Here is a 17,285-nt window from a genome sequence, read left to right on the forward strand (position 1 = left end):
CCTTTCTGTGCGGAGATCCGGCGGGCTGCTGTTCACCTGCGTCGCGAATTCCGTCCGGGAATCCCGCATTTCACCCCATGGAGAGTAACCGCGGCCGCTCGAGGCCCGGTGGAAATCCGCTGCATTTACCGGCCCTGCAGAATATCGGTGGGAAAGATTAGCCAATATCTTGACAGGCCGAGTTTCCGGCGTCGATGCTTCGATGGAGCGGCGGCCCGGGACGTGCTTTCTGCCGGTGCCGATACAGACGCCGGTACCGGCGCCGTGTGCGGATGATCCGCCCCGGTTGTGCGCGGACATCGATATAGATATCGATACGGAAATCGATATGGTCATTGACGGTGACACTGGAGGAAGACGAATGAGCGGGACAGCGGAGCTGGAAAGTCTTTACTCCGTCATGGAGGAAACGGCCGGGCTGCTGGACATCACTCCCTCGCGCGACCGGGTCTGGCCCATCCTGGACGCCTACGCGCCCCTCATCCCGCAGGCCGTGATCGCCTTCCGGGTGGCGACGCGCGACACGGGTGACCTCGACTGCCGTTTCACGGCGTTCCCCCGGGGCTTCGACCCGTACGCGCACGCGGTGGCGCACTCGCTGACCGAGAAGACGGAGCACCCCGTCGGGTCGCTGCTGGCCGACCTCGAGGAGCGGTTCCCGATCCCCTGCCACGGTGCCGACTTCGGGCTGGTCGGCGGTTTCAAGAAGACCTGGACGTTCTTCCCGGTCGAGGACCTGCAGAAGCTGTCGGATCTCGCCGAGGTCCCCTCCATGCCCCCGAGCCTGGGCGGCAACCGCGACTTCTACGCCCGCTACGGCCTGGACGACAAGATCAGCATGGTCGGGATCGACTACCCGAGCAGGACGGTCAACGTCTACTTCCTCGGGGCCCCCGCCGCCTGCCGCGAGCCGGAGACCGTGCGCGCGATGATGCGCGACATCGGGCTGCCGGAGCCGAGCGCGGCGATGCTGGCGCACGCCGCGCAGGCCGGCGGCATCTACACGACCCTGAGCTGGGACTCCCCCGCGATCCAGCGGATCACCTTCGCCGCGCTGCTGCCCGACGTCCGCGAGCTTCCCGAGCGCTTCGACGTCGACCCGCGGGTCGCCGGGTTCGCGCGGAACGCCCCCCACACCTACGGCGCGGTCGGCAAGGGCCTGTACAACGTGGCGTCGTACGCCGGCGGGGAGTACTTCAAGCTCCAGACGTACTACCAGATCAGCGAGGGCTCCGTGGAGGCGAAGGGGCTGCTCGGCCGCACGTGACGGTGCGGGCACATGAGGCAGGCCCCGCATCCGGTCCGGGTGCGGGGCCTGCCGCGTGTGTGCTCACACCTGCCCGGGTGCGGGGGCCGGCAGCGGGCGGGGGGCGGTGTGCTCGGCGGCCCGGTGGTCCCGGCCGCGGGCCCGCAGCGCGCGTACGGCCGGCAGGCACAGGGCGAGGGGGAGGGCGAGGACGGTCAGTACCGTGCCCAGGCTCCAGCCGGCCTGGGCCATCAGGCCGCCCGCCAGGGCGCCGAGCACGGGACCCAGTTTGCCGGCGCTGTTGGCCCAGCTGATGCCGGTGGCGCGGGCGGACGGCGGGTAGGCGAGCGCGGCGATCACCTGCAGCGCGGAGTTGGCGGCCGGCAGGCACAGTCCCAGGACGAACGCCCCGGCCAGCAGCGCGGCGAACTGCGGCGCCCACAGGCCGGCGGCCGCCAGGCCCAGTGCGCCCGCTGTCCACAGGGCGGCCAGCACCGCGAACCGGTCGAAGCGCCGCAGGACGAAGGAGACCGCGAGCTGTCCCGCCAGGCCGCCCCATCCGAACGCCGCGACGGCGATGCCGGCCTGTGCGGACGTCAGGCCCGCGCGCTCGGCCAGCAGGGGCAGGTAGCTGAGGATCAGGCCGACCACGCCCAGGCCCGTCAGGAAGCACAGCCACAGCAGGACCGTGGTGCGGGCCGTCGCCCCGGACAGGACGGCCCGGGAGACGGGGAGCTGCCGGGACTCCGTCTCCCCCCGGTCCAGATCCAGGTCCACGCCGGTCAGGTCCCGGCCGGCGACGGCGGCACGCAGCGCCGCGCGCACCTGCGCCGGCGGCCGGCCGCGGGCGGCGAGCACGCTCACCGACTCCGGGACGTACACGAGCAGTGCCGGGATCAGCAGGAGCGGGAGGAGTCCGCACACCGTCAGCAGCACGGGCCACCCGTGGGCGGGGATCAGGAGCGAGGAGAGGATGCCGCCGGCGGTGGTGCCGGCGGTCACCCCGGCGAAGGCCAGCGCGACCATCTGGGCCCGGCGCGCGGCGGGGGTCCAGTCCGCGACCAGGGCCATCATCGTCGGCAGCACCGCGCCCAGCCCCAGGCAGGCCACGATCCGCACCCCGGCGAAGGGGCCGATGCCGTGCGTGAGCGCCATGCCGGCCGTGCCCAGGCCGAAGACGGCGATGCCGGCGGCGGTGACGCCCCTGCGCCCGTACCGGTCGGCGAGCGGTCCGGCCACCGCGCCGCCGAGGACCATCGCCAGCACGCTCAGGGTGACGGTGGCGGTGACGGCGCCGTCACCGGTCCCCCACTGTTTCTCGATCTTCGGGTAGACGAAGGCGGCGACGACGGCGTCGAGTCCTTCGGCCACCATCATGAGCAGGCCCAGGATCACGATGAGCCACTGCCGGCGGCTCATCGGACCGCGGTCGATGAACTGCTGGGGGCTCAGGCGTGCCGAGGCGTCCGTGGTCGAGGCATCCGTGGTCACCGGCGGACCCCTTTCGTCGCGAGGGAAAAGATGAAGGGAAGACATGAGGAGGGCGGGGGGAAGGTGTGCGGGCAGCAGAACGCCCCTCCGCGGGTGCGGAGGGGCGGGGAGAAAAAGAGGGGGGCGCCGAGGGCGCAGGGGCGGGTCGTGGGGGGTGTGGTCAGTGTGTGGCGCGGCGGGCGCGGTTGGCCTCGCGGCTCAGTGCCCAGGCGTCGGCGACCGGGCCCAGGTGGGCGAGCTTGTCGGGGTTGGTCACCGAGCGGATCGTCTGGACGCGTCCGTCCAGGACGTCCAGGGTCCAGGCGGTGAGGACCCGGCCGTCGCGGTCGCGGAAGATCGCGCCGGGCTGGCCGTTGACCTCGCGCGGCTCCAGCGTCACCTCCACCCGTACGAGCGCGGGCACGACCGAGGCCAGCAGGCGGGCCGTGTTGCCGGCGCCGCTGACCGCCCTGGCCAGCTGCGGGGTCTTGCCGCCGCCGTCGCCGACCAGTTGCGCGTCCGCGGCGAGCAGGTCGCGCAGGCCCTCCACGTCGCCCTCGCGCAGCGCGCAGAAGAAGCGGGCGGCGAGTTCGTCGCGTTCGCGGCGGCCGGCCTCGAAACGGGGGCGCTCGGCGGCCATGTGCCGGCGGGCGCGTACCGCGAGCTGGCGGCAGGCGCTCTGCGAGCGGCCCACCGCCGCGGCGATCTGCGGGAAGTCGAAGGCGAACACCTCGCGCAGCACGAACACCGCGCGTTCCAGCGGGGAGAGCCGCTCCAGCAGGATCAGGGCCGCCATGGACACGGAGTCGGCCAGCTCCGCCGAGCGGGCCGGGTCCTGGTAGGGGTCGGTGAGCAGGGGTTCGGGCAGCCACGGGCCGACGTACTGCTCGCGCCGTACGCGGGCCGAGCGCAGCACGTCGATCGAGATGCGGGTCACCACCGCGGACAGGAAGGACTTCACCGACGTGGGGCTCGCCGTGGAGGCGTCGTAGCGCAGCCAGGTCTCCTGGACCGCGTCCTCGGCCTCGCTGACGCTGCCCAGGATGCGGTAGGCGATGGAGAACAGCAGGGAGCGCAGTTCCTCGAACTCCTCGATCCGGCTCACCGTGACCTCCTGCCGTGGTGCCGAGCGTGGATCCGGGCCTGTGCCGGGGCGGTTTTCACCCTAGGGGCGGTGTCCGTGCGCGCCCCGCACGCTCCAGCGGTGCTCGAGTACGGCTGTGGCGGGTCTTGAGCGGGAACGGCGGGTGCGGCCGGCCGTGCCCGGGGGTGACCCGGGTGCGGCCGGCCGCTTCGACGGCCCGTCCGTGAGGGGGGCGTGCGTCAGGAGCGGGCCGCTTGGGCCTGTTCGGACGGCTTCGGGGCGCCGGCGCCGGCCGGTGCGGGCAGGGGTCCGCCGCGCAGCAGCAGGGCGGAGACGACGGCGCCCAGGACGAGGAGGGCGGTGCACCACCAGAACACCCGGATGTCGCCGTGGATCGACGCCAGGTGCAGCTCCCGCACGGTCGGGCTGCCCTGGACGTGGCCGGCGAGCCAGTCGGTGGCGGCGGCGGCGGCGATCGTGTTGAGCAGTGCGGTGCCGATGGCGCCGCCGAGCTGCTGGCCGGTGCTGATGACCGCCGAGGCGATGCCCGCGTCCTGGGGTGCCACACCGGAGGTGCCCGCGCTCAGCGCCGCGCCGTAGATGAGGCCCATGCCGATGCCGACCAGCAGCACGGGGCCCAGGATGTGGCTGGCGTAGGCGGAGTTCGCGTCGATGCGGGTCAGGCCGGCCATGCCGACGGCGCTGATCAGCAGGCCGCCGGTGATCAGCGGCCGCGGGCCGAACTTCGGCAGCAGCTTGATCGCGCCCACGCTGGTGCCCACCGGGGTGATCGCGATCATCGGGAGCAGCGCGCAGCCGGAGGTGATCGCCGAGTAGCCCAGGATGGTCTGCATGTAGTAGACGAGGAACATCAGGATGCCGAAGAAGCCGATGCCGACCAGGAGCACGGTGAAGTAGGCGGCGCCGCGGGTGCGGTTCAGGACGATCCGGGGCGGCAGCAGCGGGTGCGCGGCACGCGTCTGCCAGATCGCGAAGGCGATCAGCAGGACGGCGCCCAGGGCCAGGAAGCCCCAGGTGGAGGTCTCGCCCCAGCCGTTGTGCGCGTTGGAGAAGCCCAGCACCACGCCGAACATCCCGACCGACGCGAGCAGCACTCCCGGGATGTCCATCCGGGCGTCCGACTTGGGCTGGTCCTGCAGCAGGGCCATGCCGCCGAAGAACGCGACGGCGGCGAGCAGCAGGTTGACGTACATGCACCAGCGCCAGCTCAGGCCGGAGGTCAGCGCACCGCCGATGATCAGGCCCACGCCCGAGCCGCTGGCCACGACGCCGCTGAAGACGCCGAAGGCCTTGGCCCGTTCCTTGGGGTCGGTGAACGTGGTGGCCAGCAGGGCCAGGCAGGACGGCGACAGCAGCGCGGCGAACGCGCCCTGGCAGGCCCGCGCCGTCACCAGCATCTCGAAGTTGGTCGCGGCGCCGCCCACCGCGGAGGCGGCCGCGAAGCCCAGCAGGCCGATCAGGAAGGCCCGCTTGCGGCCGATCAGGTCGGACAGCCGTCCGCAGAACAGCAGCAGGCCGCCGAAGGGCAGCGCGTACGCGGTCACGATCCACTGCCGGTCGGCGTTGCCGAAGTCCAGGGCCCGCTGCGCGGAGGGAAGCGCGATGTTCATGACGGTCAGGTCGAGGCCGACCATCAGATAGGCGGTGCAGATGACGGCGCCGATCAGCCACCGCCGCCGTGCGTCCGCGGCCGCCCCCGTGCTCGGCCCAGCCGCGGCGGCTGCGCTCTGTGCTGCCATGATCATCTTCTCCTTGTTCCGTGGTCCGGCGTTTTCGGCGAACGGGCTCGATGCCTCGCCCCTAGGACGAGACACGGGGTGGCGGCTGTGACATGACCGCGGAGCGGGTGCGGCTGCGGCCGGGAGCCGGCGCGAGCAGGACGGCACCCCGGAGGGCAAAAGCGGGGGGGCGGGTCAGGCGGGGCGGGCGTGCGACGTGAACACCTTCAGCAGCAGCGGCGAGATCTGGTGGTACACCGCGAGGTCGAGATGGTCCCCGCCGGGCGACCACTTGACCGCCGACGCGTTGACCGGCTCACCGGCGTACGTGTACGGGGAGGACCTGACGAAGTGCTCCAGCCGCGGATCCAGCCGGGCCGGGAGCGCCGAGGGGTCCAGACCCGGGGACGGCACGGGGGCGAAGGAGATCCGCCGGATGTCCGGGGAGTCCCAGCCGAGGGTCGCGTAGACCCGGTACGCCGTGCAGGCGTACGCCAGCATCCGCTCGTCGGGCTCGGGCAGCCCCATCGCCCGCAGCAGCGACAGGACCGTCCGCGGGTCCAGGTTCCCCGCCACCTCGGCGGGCAGCTGGAAGTACAGGTTCAGCGTCCTGCTGCGGTAGTTGATCCCGACCAGCGCCACCTCCTCCAGGCCGTGACGGGCGAAGAGACCGGCGTTGTCGGCCACCGAGCGCGGCACCGACGGGATCCGGGCGAACTCCGACACCTTCTGCAGGTTGCGGGGGAACTGCGCGTAGATCTTCTTGAAGCCGTCGGCGACCCCGCAGTCGATGAAGTAGTCGTCGACGACGATCCGCTCCTCGATGTCCGAAAGCAGCGTCGCGACGGGATGGCCGGTGGGGGGAAGCAGGCCGCCGGCCAGCGCCCGGGCATAGGGGCCCTCGGTGCCCGGGGACACCTGGACGGTGTATTCGAGTTCTCCCACCCGGCCCGCGTTGACCTGCGCGCTGAAAATGATCGCGCCGTCGGTGAGCGCGTCACGGAACGCCTCCAGGACCGGCCAGACCGTGTCACGCGAGAAGGCCGCCCCCACCAGCCCGGCCGCCTCCTCGATGGCCGAGTACAGCTTTTCCGCCTCAGTGCCTTGGGACATCAACACTCCAAGTAGTCTGCGCCGGTCGTTGATTCCGCAGGAATCCCGTGCTCCGCCGCCTTCGGGAACATAACGCGGGGCCGCTCGGGAACCGCTGGAGAATTCACTGACGCCGGGGTCGGTGAAGTCGTGAGCGCGTGAACAGCGTGAACGGGTGGTGATCGGCCCGTCCCGCGACCCGGAGGACCTCGACGGCAGTCGCAGGGGCACCCCGGCGGGAGAAGCAGCAGGCCGGCTACGGCGTCCGCGCCTGCCGCGGCGAGGACCCCGAAGGACGGGGCCGGGCCGGCCCGCGCCTCGTCCCCTCCCCCGGGCCCGCCCGTCCGCCGGCGGTCCAGGAGACCCGCAGCGCGCGTACGGCCGGCCGGCAGGCAGGCACAGGGTGAGACCCGGCCGGCGGATCCTGCCGCGGACGCGCCCCGGGGGGCACGCCCGTCTGCGGCGCCGGTCGGCGGTCGGCGGCTCCGCCGTTTCCCGGCTTCGCCCGAGGGGCGGGCCCCCCGTCGCGCTGGTTCTCTCTATCTGTCTCGCGGCCGCGCGCGCCACGGCCCGCCCACCGGTCGGCGCCGGTGAGGGGCCGCCGCTCTCCTGCGGCTCGATGCGCCGGGCAGGGCTAGGCGGCCGTGCCCACGGTTCCCGCCGGGTGCCCGGTACCGGTTCCGGTTCCGGTTCCGGTCGCGGGGTCGGTGCTCGTCGCGGGGGCGGGCGGGCGGGGCAGGTCGACGTCCGTGGGGCGGGCGGTGATCCAGCTCAGCAGCGGGCCCGCCATCGCGGTGGTGACCACGGCCATGACGACCATCAGCGAGTACAGGTCCCGCTCCAGGAAGCCCAGTTGCAGGCCCACGTTCAGCACGATGAGCTCGGTCAGGCCGCGGGTGTTCATCAGCGTCGCGAGCGCGGCGGACTGCCGCAGCGGCATCCGGTTGAGGCGGGCGGCGGCGAACGCGCCGGTGAACTTGCCGCCGACCGCCACCAGCAGGATCAGCCCCAGCGTGCCCAGCGCGCCCGCGTCCAGCTGGGACAGGTCGACCTGGAGACCGGCGACCAGGAAGAACACCGGCAGCAGCAGCGTGCCGCTCAGGTGGCCCAGCCGCTCGTGCACGTCGGCGCGCAGCCGCTCGCTGCCGCCGCGCGGCAGGATCACGCCGAAGAGGAACGCGCCGAAGATGTAGTGCAGGCCCACCCACTCGGTGGCCGCCGCCGACAGCAGCAGGCCCACCAGGGCGGCCGCGAACACCGTCGGGGTCAGCGTGCGGGCCGGGCGGCGGGCCACCAGGCGGCGCAGCAGGGGCCGTACGACGAAGAGCATGCCCAGCAGGTAGGGGACGGCCAGCAGGATGCGCCACTGGTCGGGGCCGGCCGCGCCGCTGACGGCGATCACCGCGGCCAGCAGCGACCAGGCCAGGACGTCGTCGATGGACGCGCAGGCCAGCGCCACCACACCGAGCGGGGAACGGGACATGCCCCGGTCGGTGAGGATGCGGGCCAGCACCGGGAACGCCGTGATCGACATGGCGATGCCCATGAACAGCATGAACGCCGTCCGGTCACCGGTGCCGTAGTCGTCCATCAGATACAGGGCCAGCAGCATGCCCAGGCCGAACGGCAGCAGGACGGAGCTGAAGGACACGGTCGCGGCCAGGCTTCCGCTGCCGCGGATCATCGAGGCGTCCCACTCCAGGCCGACCAGGAACATGAACGCCGCCACGCCGACCGCGGCCAGCGCGCCCAGCAGCGGCCGGATGCCGGCCGGGAAGAGGGCGTCGGACAGCGCCCCGTGGAAGAGGGTCGGCCCCAGCGCGATGCCGGCGAGGACCTCGCCGATCACCGCCGGCTGGTTCAGCCGCCGGGCCAGCATGCCGAGCACACGGGCCAGGAACACGACGGCGGCGAGACCGAGAAGCAGGGACGAGGTCTGATGAGTGGTCATGGCGAAAGATCTCCGTAGGTGGAATCCGGCCCGGGAGCAGAGCAAGGGTCGTGCCGCGGCACACCGGCGGCGGGACGCCGGCCGCACCACCGCGGGACAGCCGCGGAACCCGGCGGCCACTGTGTGCGGTCACCGGGCTCCCCGCGGGAACGGTGCGGGCGGCATGGCGCGGCTCAGTGCGGGGTGGGGCGGCTCAGTGCGGGGTGGGGCGGCTCAGTGCGGGTAGCCGCCGAAACGCCGCTCCCGGTCCCGCAGGTCCGCCAGCGCGGCGTCGAAGTCCGCGCGCGTCATGTCGGGGAACAGGCACGGCGAGAAGTGCAGTTCGGCGTAGGGGGACATCAGCGGGAAGAAGGACGACATGCGGGTCGCGCCGCCGGTGCGGATGAGGTGGTCGACCTGCGTGGGGACGTAGGCGTGGCGGGCCAGGATCTCCTCGGTCAGCTCCGGGATCTTCCCGTTGAGCCGGTTGAAGATGCCCACGACCTCATGGGTGAGGGACATCCCCAGGATGTAGTGGAGCGTGAACGGCGCGTCCCTGGCCGACTTGTCGCGCAGTTCCTCCAGTTCGGCCAGGTGCGGGGCCGACACCAGGTCGAGGGAGCCGGAGAAGTCGAAGGCACAGGTGTCGTGGACGCGGCGCACCACATCGGTGAACGCGTTCATGAACGTGGTCACCGCGGCCTGGGGACGGCTGTGGTTGGCGGCGGAGGAGGCCGTGATGTAGAGGGTCGTGACCCCCTCCTGGCGGGCCCAGTCCATGAACTCGACGATCTTGTCCCCCATCGCCGCGTAACCGTCGTCGAGAGAGACGCCGTGCGCCTCGGACCAGCGGCGCATTCCGTCCGGCAAAAGCATCAGGGTGGTCACCGGGAACTCCTTGTCGTTGCGGGTGGGAACAGGCGGGGACAGATGAGGCAGGAGCAGGGCGGGGCGGGGATGTCCGGCGCGGGTGCGGGCGTGTTCAACGGCCGTGTTCCGCCCGGCTTGTGCTCGGTGAGGGGGAGGTGAGCAGGTGCGCCACCGAGGCCCACGCCCGCACGCCGTGCAGGGCGCCGTCCACCTCGGCCGTACGCCAGGTGCCGGACGGGGAGCGCAGCAGCCGGGCCCGCTCCAGACGGGCCGTCACCTCACCGCCCGTCCCCTCCGCCGCGCCGGTGCCGGCGGTGATGCGGGTGCGCCGCATCCACAGGTTGTTGCTGTCGGCGCGCTCGACGCCGTCCAGCGTGTAGAGCAGGACCTGGCCCAGCTGCATGGCGGCGACGAACGCGTCGATCATGGTGGCCGGTGCGTCGTCGAGGGCGGGCTGTGTCCCGTCCCCGACCAGCGCGACCCGGGCCGACGCCCGCGGGTCCTCCCCGGCCCCGTCCTCGACGCGCACGCCGGTGAGCAGCTGGCGGCGCCCGCCGTGCGGGACGCCGTAGGGCGCGTCGTTCCAGGGTCCGGGCAGCTCCTCCGCCAGGTAGTACGACCGGGGCGGGCCGGGCGGGCGGCGGCCCGGGCCGTGCCGTGCCTGGACGCGGGCCGACAGGGAGCCGATGCGGCAGTCCAGGGTGGTGGACCAGACCGGCCCGGCCGTCTCGGCGGCGACGAGCCGGCCGGTGACCGGGAAGCTCTCCAGTCCCTCCTCGTCCGGGCGCGAGCCGGCCCTGATGTCGACGCGGCACACCTCGAAAAGGTCGCCGGGCGCAGGCGAGCAGGCGTGGGCCGCGTACAGGCCGGTGAGCCGGGCGGCGAAGAGCATCACGTCGAGGGAGCTGAGATGCGGGGTCGGATACCGGTCACCCTTGCGGGACCAGGCGGCGGGCAGCGCGAGGTGGGCCGTGGCCCGGATGCCCGCACCGCCGCCGGCCGTACCGGGGGTGACAGTTGTGCCGGGGGTGGTGGTGGCCGGTGTGATCGTGAGGTCGGTCAGCGAGTGTGCGACCCGCTTGAATCCCTCGCCGAGGAACCGGCCCTCGCGCGGGCCGAGGAAATCGTCGATGGACGCGAGGTGCAGGGATGACACAGGTGCTCCTGTTCCCGCCGGGAGACCGTCCCCTCCGGGTTCGGGCGGCGGGAGCGGCCGTACGTCCGCCGCGTCCGCGGTGACGCCCTCGGCGATGGGCGTGGCTGTCCTGGTACGGGTGGAGACACGCGGCCCGCGCGCCGGCGGCAGCCGGGGGTGACGCGCGGACGGGTACGGCGCGTGGGTCCGCGGGGCCTGACCGTGGGGGTGGGGTGCCGTAGCGCGCGGGCCTCTCCCCCGGGTGGGGCCGGTGCCCGTGTCCTGCGTCGCCGGAGGACGGGCAAGAACGGGCGGAGGCCGTCCCGCTCCGGGCAGGCCGGCGGAGGACTCCTCGGAGACCACCGGGCGGGCACCATCGGGCAGTTGGGTGCCGTCATGGGCAGGAGGACGGTCTTGGCGGGTCTGTGTCCGCTGCCGGAACGGCCCGCCCCTGGCCCACCCGGTCCGGGCGCAGCGCCGGGGGGGGCGGGCAGTCCGCAGAGGGCGTGTCCGGGATCGCCCCGGTGCTCCGCCCGGACCGCCCTCGGATCTCGGGCCTCGGGCCTCGGGCCTCGGGTCAGTTCTCCGTGGCGGGCCGTTGTCCGGTGGTCAGGGCGGTGCGGCCGGCGAGGTGGATCGCTGTCAGGCGGGCGACGCGTTCGCCGAGGTGTTCGGCGGTGGCGATGTCCGCCTTGTGGACGGTGTCGGCGGGGAGGTCGCCCGGCGCGGTGGCGGCGGCGCCGTTGAAGTAGCCGAGCCGGTTCAGGTCGTTCTCGCTCTCGTGGCTCAGATGCCAGCCCGGGAGCAGGCCGAGGCTGACCCAGATCATGCCGTGCTGGGCGCCCAGGGTCGCGAAGTAGCCGAGGGTGGAGTCCTTGTCGCCCGCCTTGCAGGCGCCGATCGTGAACCCCGATCCGAGCTTGTCCTTCCACGCCTGCCGCGCCCAGCGCCGGCTGGTCGACTCGGCGAAGACGTGGAACGCTCCCGACGCCGACCCCATGTGGGTGGGCGCCCCGAAGACGATCGCGTCGGCACGGTCGAGGCTGTCCCACGCGGCGTCGTCCATGGCGGCGACACCGACCATGGTCACCTCGGCGCCCGCCGAGCGGGCGCCGGCCCGGACGGACCGCGCCAGCACGTCGGTGTGGCCGCGGCCGGAGTGGTAGGCGACGGCGATGACGGGCGGTGTCTGCATCGGTTGTCCTCCTGCGGACGCGGGGCGGCTCAGGGGTGTGCCGGGACCCGTTCGTGCTCCATACGGAAGTCCTGGCGGCCGTACTCCTGCCGGGCCAGTTCGATGGCCTCGGCCGTGCTCATCACCGGGGTCCAGCCGAAGATGTCGGTGATGGTCTCCAGCCGCCGGGCCAGGGGGCCGCCGACCACGTGGTGGGGGATGCGCAGTTCCTCCAGGGTGGCCAGCAGCATCCGGTCGACGTCCGCGCGGAAGGCGTCGTTCATCGGCCGGTGGCCGTCCGCGGCGAGCGGCAGTTCGTGCCGCAGGTGGACGTAGGCGTCGTAGGTGGCCTTGACGTGCTGTTTGAAGGCGTGCCCGTACTGCTCGACGACCTCGCCGAAGAACACCATCTCCGGCGACGCCGTCGTGGCCGGCACCCCGCCCCCGCCCCCGCCCCCTCCCCCGGCTGCGGCGGTGTTGGGGTTCATGCCGTAGCGGCGGCGGACCTCGCCGTAGAGCCATTCCTGCAGGGAGGACCCGTCGGAGACGAAGTCGTCGCCCAGCAGGGCCTCCTGCACGGCGCGGCCGGTGTGGCGGCGCAGGGTGAGCTGGAGGAACTGGGCCGGCGTCACGTCCGTGAGTCTCACCCCGGGCAGGGCCTGCGGCATGATCTCCCGGACGGTGCGGGCGCGCGAGCGCGGGATGCCGGTGTAGTGCGACAGCGCCATCACCGTCGAGGTCTTGCCCGAGGAGTAGGTCCCGGACACGGCCACCCTCATGACTCCCCCCGCTCCCAAAGATGCGGGGGCAGGGTGGAGGGCCGGCCGCTCACGCGGTCTTCGTCGCGGTCAGGACGGCCTGGACGGGGATGACGTCCGGCGGGATCTGGGCGGTGTCCCTGGTGACCGCCCTGGTCACCTCGAAGCCGCACTCCCGCAGCCAGCGCTCGTAGACCGAGAGTTTCTGCGGGCCACCCTGGCCCATGGCGGCGCCGATGAAGAACGCCGGGAAGAAGTCGACGTTGTAGTTGCCGGTGTCCTTGATGTCCTCCGGGTAGACCGGCACCAGGACGTTGACCGTGCCGCCGACCCTGAGCGCTTTGTGGACGCCCTGCAGGATCCTGACCACGTCGGCCTTGTCGAACATGTCCAGGAAGTGCTTGACCAGGACGACGTCGTAGCCCTGCGGGATCTCCTCGAAGACGTCGCCGCCGATGAACGACAGATGCTCCTGCAGGCCCGCGGCACGGAAGTTGGCCAGCGCCTCGCTCTCCTTGCCGGGCAGGTCGAAGGTGGTCACCTTCAGGCCCGGGGATGCCTGGTGGCGGTAGGCGTGGATCGCGCCCAGGCCGGTGTTGCCGGCGACGTCCAGGACGCGGGAGCCGGCCGGGATGTCGATGGTGTCGAAGAACCAGGGGTCGATGTGGGCGGTGACGCTGTTCATCAGCGTCAGCCAGGACTCGTTGAGGTCCGGGTGGTCACCGACCGCGTCGTAGAGGGTGCCCGAGGCGCCGTAGAGCTCCTTGAGGCCGACGACAGTGCCGGTGCGGGCGGACTCGGTGAGGTGGAACAGCTGGCGCAGCGCGGTGACCTTGATCAGGTTCATATAGGCCAGGGCCCGGTCGAGGTCGGCGACGGGGACGGCGGCCAGCGCGTCGAGGGTGTAGGTGCCGGCGGCCTCGTCGTGGGCGACGAAGCCCTCCTTGACGAGGAGGAACAGGAGTTGTTCCACGGCGTCCGGGGTGGTGCCGGCCGCCTCGCCGAGATGGGCGGCGCTCGCACCGGGGTGCTCGCGCAGGGTGTCGATCAGGCCGAGTTCGAAGGCGGAGAGCAGGCTCATGAACCGCGTGGGTCCGACCATGTACTCGCGCAGCCGGGCGAGCGTGGCGTCAGGTGTCACGGCGTCAGCCTTTCGGGTCGGTGACGTGCGCGGCCGGGCCGGGCGGGGTTGTGTCCGGGCGGTTCGGCTGCTGTTCGAAGCGGCGGGCCAGCGCGAGGCGCTGCACCTTCAGCGTGGCCGTCCTGGGCAGTTCGGCCTGCGGGATCTGGACGGGGTCGGCGAGCTGGGGGAAGGCGGTGGTGGCGGCGCGCCAGCGGGCCGGGTCCAGGGGGGTGTCGTCGTGGGTGCAGATGACCGGGACCGGGCGGGCGTCGGGGCCCTGCACCACGACCAGTTCGCTCAGTTCCCCGAGCGCGCCCAGGACGACGTCCTCGATCTCCAGGGAGCTGCGCACCCCGGGGATCATGTCGACCTCCCGGTCCAGGAGGTGCAGGCAGCCCAGGCGGGTGACGTAGCCGACGTCGCCGGTCCCCCACCAGGCGCCCTTGCGGTTGCCGTCGTAGCGCTCCTGCTCGCCGTGGTAGGTCTTCGCGAGGCCCGGCCAGGCGACCTCGATGCGGCCGGGGTGGTGTTCGGTGGGGCGTCTGCCGTCGCGGCTCACGACGCGGATCCGCGCGGCGCCCTTCGGCATGGGCCAGCCCACGCAGCGGCCGTTGGCCTTGTGGGCGAAGGGACGGAAGTAGGCGCGGCCGACGGCCGGGCCGACCTCGCTCTGGCCGTAGATCTGGAAGAACAGCGCACCGCGCCGGGTGGAGGACTTCAGCAGGCGGCTCATCGTGCCCGGGTGGATGGCGTCGAAGGTGCTGGAGAAGACCTTCACCGACGCGAACGGCATCCTCGGGTCGGCGGTGAGCTGCTCCCACTCCATCAGCGAGTTGGGCAGCGCCTCGATGAAGGCCGGGCGGTGGGCGAGGAGGTGTTCGGCGACGGCGGCGGGGTCGTTCTCGCGCATCAGCAGCACCGGGTAGCGCCTCAGCAGCGCCAGGGACATCGCCGCGACCATCCGGGAGTGCACGAACGGCACATGGATGGCGACGGTCTCCCTGCGGCGCATCAGGGCCAGCAGCCGCCACTGCGGGACCAGGCGGACGGCCTGGGTGCGGGGGGTGTGGACGACGAGTTTGGGGATGCCGGTGGTGCCGGAGGTGTGGGTGATGACGGCGGCCTCGTCCAGCGGCCGCAGCACCGGCCGCACCCGCGGCGCGCCCGCCAGGCCGGCCAGGGAGACGGTGCCGGGGCGGTCGGCGGCCGAGGTGACCACCCGGCGGGTGAGGTCCGCCAGCGGCACCTCGGCCAGGCGGTCCAGGGTGGGGCCGTCGGTGAGCAGCGTCGGGCAGCCCACCCGGCCGAGGAGGACGCCCACGGTCGCCGCGTCCAGGGCCGGCGACAGGTTGACCACAACCGCGCCGATACGCGAGACCGCGCAGGCCAGCATCCAGTGGTCGGCGTTGGCCGTCTTGTAGATCACGACGTGTTCGCCGGGCCGGACGCCGGCCGCCCACAGCCGGGCGGCCAGGTCGTCGACGTGTCCGGCGTACCGGCCCACCGTCAGCCGGCGTCCCGCCTCGGGCAGGACGTCCAGGTCGTGGTCCAGGGTGATCGGCGTCGACGGGTCGATCGCCGCGGCGATCTCGGGCAGGAGGCCGATGTGCAGGCCGCGTCGTTGGATCGATCGGTAGGCGGTGGAGCCCTTCATAGGAATGTGTCTCCTTCGGGGGCACGCTGCGGGACGGGCGTGGGGTGGCGTGCGGGACGGGGGCCGCGTGGGCGGCGGGCTCCGCACGGACAGGTCGGTCCTACGCGGCACGGCGGGCGGTGCCGGTGTGGGTGCGGACGGCGGTGCGCAGGGCGTGGGCGACGCGGGTGACCTGGTCCTCGGTCAGCTCGGCGTGCATGGGGATCGCGAGCTGGCGGGTGGCCAGGCCGAGCGAGACGGGGCAGTGCTGCTTCGCGTCGAACACGGGCTGGATGTGGCCGGCGAACGTGCCGTGCCCGCAGCCGATGCCCTGGCCGCGCAGCGCGGTGGCCACCGCGCCGCGGTCCACGCTCCCGTCCAGGGTGACCATGTAGGTCTGCCAGGCGTGGGTGCGGTCGGCGGGCACGTGCGGCAGCGTCAACAGGTCCTCGCCGCCCAGGAGTTCGCCGTACTGCGCGGCAACCGCGGTGCGGCGGGCGAGGAGTTCGCCGATACGGCCCAGCTGTACCTGGAGGATCGCGGCGGCGATGTCGGACAGTTTGAAGTTGTAGCCGATCTCGGTGAACGTCGGGATGGGCAGGCCGACGACGTTGCCCATGTCGAAGATGCTGCCGATGCCGAAGGACGAGCGCAGCCGCGCGTCCGCCCCGATCTGCGGGTCGGCGGCCAGCAGCGCGCCGCCCTCGCCGCTGCTGGCGCCCTTGCGGCCGTGGAAGGACAGGCAGCCCACCTCGGCGAGTGCGCCCGCCCTGCGGCCCTGGTAGGTGGCGCCGACCGCGCAGGCGGCGTCCTCGACGAGGAACAGGCCGTGGCGGTCGGCGATCTCCTGCAGCTCGGTGTAGTCGGCGGGCAGGCCGACCGTGTCGACCGCGACGATCCCCACGGTGCGGGCGGTGACCAGATCGGCCACCGCACGCGGGTCGACGGTGTAGGTGTCGGGGCGTACGTCGGCGAAGACCGGGGTCGCGCCGACGTAGCGGGCGGCCTGGGCGGGCGCCGGGAACCCGTAGTCGGCGACGATGACCTCGTCGCCGGGGCCCACGCCCAGGGCGAGCATGGCCAGGTGCAGGGCGGCGCCGCAGTTGCTCACCGCGACCGCGTCACCGACCGCGTACTCCGCCGCCAGGCGCGCCTCCAGCGCCTTGCCCTGCGGTCCCTGGCCGGCCGGCCAGCCGGAGGCGAACACCTCGGCGACGGCGGCCAGTTCCCGCTCACCCAGGCTCGCGTGCACCAGGGGAATCGCGTCCATCGTGGTCAACTCCGTTCACGCTCCGCGCCCGGCGGCCCGGGGGGAAGAAACAACAGGGGCAGGGGCAAGAGAAGGTGCAGGGGCAGGGGCAGGGGCAGGGGCGGCTGCCGGCTCCGGCGCGGGCCCGGGGTCCGGTGCGGGCCCGGGGGCGGGTTCCGGGGCGGATTTCGGTGCGGGGGTGGGGGGTTCGTAGCGCAGCGGGGTCAGCTGGTGGACGTCGTAGCGCCGGCGCATGCGTTCCACGGCCTCCTGGTCGACCGTGCCGCCCGCCTGCCAGATCTCGGCGATCTCCTCGAAGTAGAACTCGTGGTACGGCGAGGGATAGCACTGGAAGAGCATGCGGGCCGGCTTGTCGGAGGCGTTGCGGAAGGCGTGCGGGGTGCCCGGGGGGACGAACATGAAGGCGCCCTCGGTCGCGGCGGCGATCCGGTCCCCGTCCGGGGAGGTCCACCGGTGCCAGGAGTCCTCGGTGCGCCGCTCCGGTTCGAACGCCAGGAGCTCCAGCTCGCCCTCCAGGACGTAGAAGAACTCCTGCGCGTCGTGGTGGACGTGCGCCCCGACGTCGAAGCCGGGCGGGACGACCACCTCGAAGACCGACAGGGAGGAACCCTGGTCCTTCGTGGCCTTGAAGGTGACTTCCTGCGCCTTGGTGATCAGTTTCCGGCCCTGGCCGGGCGGGACGATGAGGCCAGTCATCTATTCGGTTCCTTCGGCAGAGACAGCAGCAGAGGCGCCGGCAGCAGCAGCGGGGGCGGAGGGAG

The 17,285-nt window shown here is 72.8% G+C and carries 13 protein-coding genes and 1 pseudogene; 1 reads left to right on the top strand and 13 read right to left on the bottom strand.

The genetic code is table 11. The annotated features are described in order from the left end of the window. Window positions 1-361 precede the first annotated feature (361 nt). Entirely contained in the window at window positions 362-1,267 is a 906-nt protein-coding gene (locus OG714_RS00660; protein WP_406117754.1) for an aromatic prenyltransferase, read from the top strand. Window positions 1,268-1,330: 63 nt separating this feature from the next. Here the strand turns inward: OG714_RS00660 and OG714_RS00665 are convergent, their stop codons facing one another. From OG714_RS00665 to OG714_RS00725, 13 genes and pseudogenes are all read right to left on the bottom strand, one after another. Then, entirely contained in the window at window positions 1,331-2,737 is a 1,407-nt protein-coding gene (locus OG714_RS00665) for an MFS transporter (protein WP_406117756.1), read from the bottom strand. Between the two features lie 160 nt (window positions 2,738-2,897). Beyond that, window positions 2,898-3,821 carry an RNA polymerase sigma-70 factor gene (locus OG714_RS00670; RefSeq protein WP_406117758.1) on the bottom strand — a complete coding sequence of 308 codons (924 nt, stop codon included), beginning with the start codon at window positions 3,819-3,821 and terminating at the stop codon, window positions 2,898-2,900. A gap of 218 nt (window positions 3,822-4,039) precedes the next feature. Beyond that, on the bottom strand, window positions 4,040-5,560 hold the full coding sequence (locus OG714_RS00675) for an MFS transporter (RefSeq protein ID WP_406117759.1): 1,521 nt from the start codon (window positions 5,558-5,560) through the stop codon (window positions 4,040-4,042). Window positions 5,561-5,734: 174 nt separating this feature from the next. After that, the gene (locus OG714_RS00680) at window positions 5,735-6,652 is read right to left on the bottom strand and encodes an aromatic prenyltransferase (RefSeq protein WP_406117761.1); all 918 of its coding nucleotides are present in this window, start codon (window positions 6,650-6,652) and stop codon (window positions 5,735-5,737) included. A gap of 613 nt (window positions 6,653-7,265) precedes the next feature. Then, the gene (locus OG714_RS00685; RefSeq protein WP_406117764.1) at window positions 7,266-8,582 is read right to left on the bottom strand and encodes a cation:proton antiporter; all 1,317 of its coding nucleotides are present in this window, start codon (window positions 8,580-8,582) and stop codon (window positions 7,266-7,268) included. A gap of 213 nt (window positions 8,583-8,795) precedes the next feature. Next, on the bottom strand, window positions 8,796-9,449 hold the full coding sequence (locus OG714_RS00690) for an undecaprenyl diphosphate synthase family protein (protein WP_406117766.1): 654 nt from the start codon (window positions 9,447-9,449) through the stop codon (window positions 8,796-8,798). Window positions 9,450-9,543: 94 nt separating this feature from the next. Continuing rightward, window positions 9,544-10,587: an AvrD family protein gene (locus OG714_RS00695; RefSeq protein ID WP_406117768.1), complete on the bottom strand. Its 1,044-nt coding sequence runs from the start codon at window positions 10,585-10,587 to the stop codon at window positions 9,544-9,546. A gap of 556 nt (window positions 10,588-11,143) precedes the next feature. Then, complete coding sequence (locus tag OG714_RS00700) at window positions 11,144-11,761, bottom strand: flavodoxin family protein (protein ID WP_406117769.1); 618 nt, start codon at window positions 11,759-11,761, stop codon at window positions 11,144-11,146. Between the two features lie 29 nt (window positions 11,762-11,790). After that, window positions 11,791-12,519, bottom strand: coding sequence for an AAA family ATPase (locus OG714_RS00705; protein ID WP_406117771.1), 729 nt, complete (start codon window positions 12,517-12,519; stop codon window positions 11,791-11,793). 49 nt (window positions 12,520-12,568) lie between these two features. Continuing rightward, on the bottom strand, window positions 12,569-13,639 hold the full coding sequence (locus OG714_RS00710; protein ID WP_406117773.1) for a methyltransferase: 1,071 nt from the start codon (window positions 13,637-13,639) through the stop codon (window positions 12,569-12,571). A 4-nt stretch (window positions 13,640-13,643) separates the two neighbouring features. Continuing rightward, a complete protein-coding gene (locus tag OG714_RS00715) occupies window positions 13,644-15,275 on the bottom strand; it encodes a class I adenylate-forming enzyme family protein (protein ID WP_406117774.1) in 1,632 nt (543 codons plus the stop codon). Window positions 15,276-15,375: 100 nt separating this feature from the next. After that, complete coding sequence (locus OG714_RS00720; RefSeq protein WP_406117775.1) at window positions 15,376-16,524, bottom strand: DegT/DnrJ/EryC1/StrS family aminotransferase; 1,149 nt, start codon at window positions 16,522-16,524, stop codon at window positions 15,376-15,378. Window positions 16,525-16,683: 159 nt separating this feature from the next. Further along, a pseudogene (locus OG714_RS00725) lies at window positions 16,684-17,220 on the bottom strand (cupin domain-containing protein); the annotation flags it as partial. Window positions 17,221-17,285: the final 65 nt, after the last annotated feature.

This window comes from Streptomyces sp. NBC_00989 (assembly GCF_045162655.1).
GTDB lineage: Bacteria > Actinomycetota > Actinomycetes > Streptomycetales > Streptomycetaceae > Streptomyces.

What these genes read in the sequence shown, in the direction of transcription:
- OG714_RS00660 (WP_406117754.1), top strand. Translation starts at nt 362, where the DNA reads ATGAGCGGGACAGCGGAGCTGGAAAGTCTTTACTCCGTCATGGAGGAA.
- OG714_RS00675 (WP_406117759.1), bottom strand. Translation starts at nt 5,560, where the DNA reads ATGGCAGCACAGAGCGCAGCCGCCGCGGCTGGGCCGAGCACGGGGGCG.
- OG714_RS00680 (WP_406117761.1), bottom strand. Translation starts at nt 6,652, where the DNA reads ATGTCCCAAGGCACTGAGGCGGAAAAGCTGTACTCGGCCATCGAGGAG.
- OG714_RS00685 (WP_406117764.1), bottom strand. Translation starts at nt 8,582, where the DNA reads ATGACCACTCATCAGACCTCGTCCCTGCTTCTCGGTCTCGCCGCCGTC.
- OG714_RS00700 (WP_406117769.1), bottom strand. Translation starts at nt 11,761, where the DNA reads ATGCAGACACCGCCCGTCATCGCCGTCGCCTACCACTCCGGCCGCGGC.
- OG714_RS00705 (WP_406117771.1), bottom strand. Translation starts at nt 12,519, where the DNA reads ATGAGGGTGGCCGTGTCCGGGACCTACTCCTCGGGCAAGACCTCGACG.
- OG714_RS00715 (WP_406117774.1), bottom strand. Translation starts at nt 15,275, where the DNA reads ATGAAGGGCTCCACCGCCTACCGATCGATCCAACGACGCGGCCTGCAC.
- OG714_RS00720 (WP_406117775.1), bottom strand. Translation starts at nt 16,524, where the DNA reads ATGGACGCGATTCCCCTGGTGCACGCGAGCCTGGGTGAGCGGGAACTG.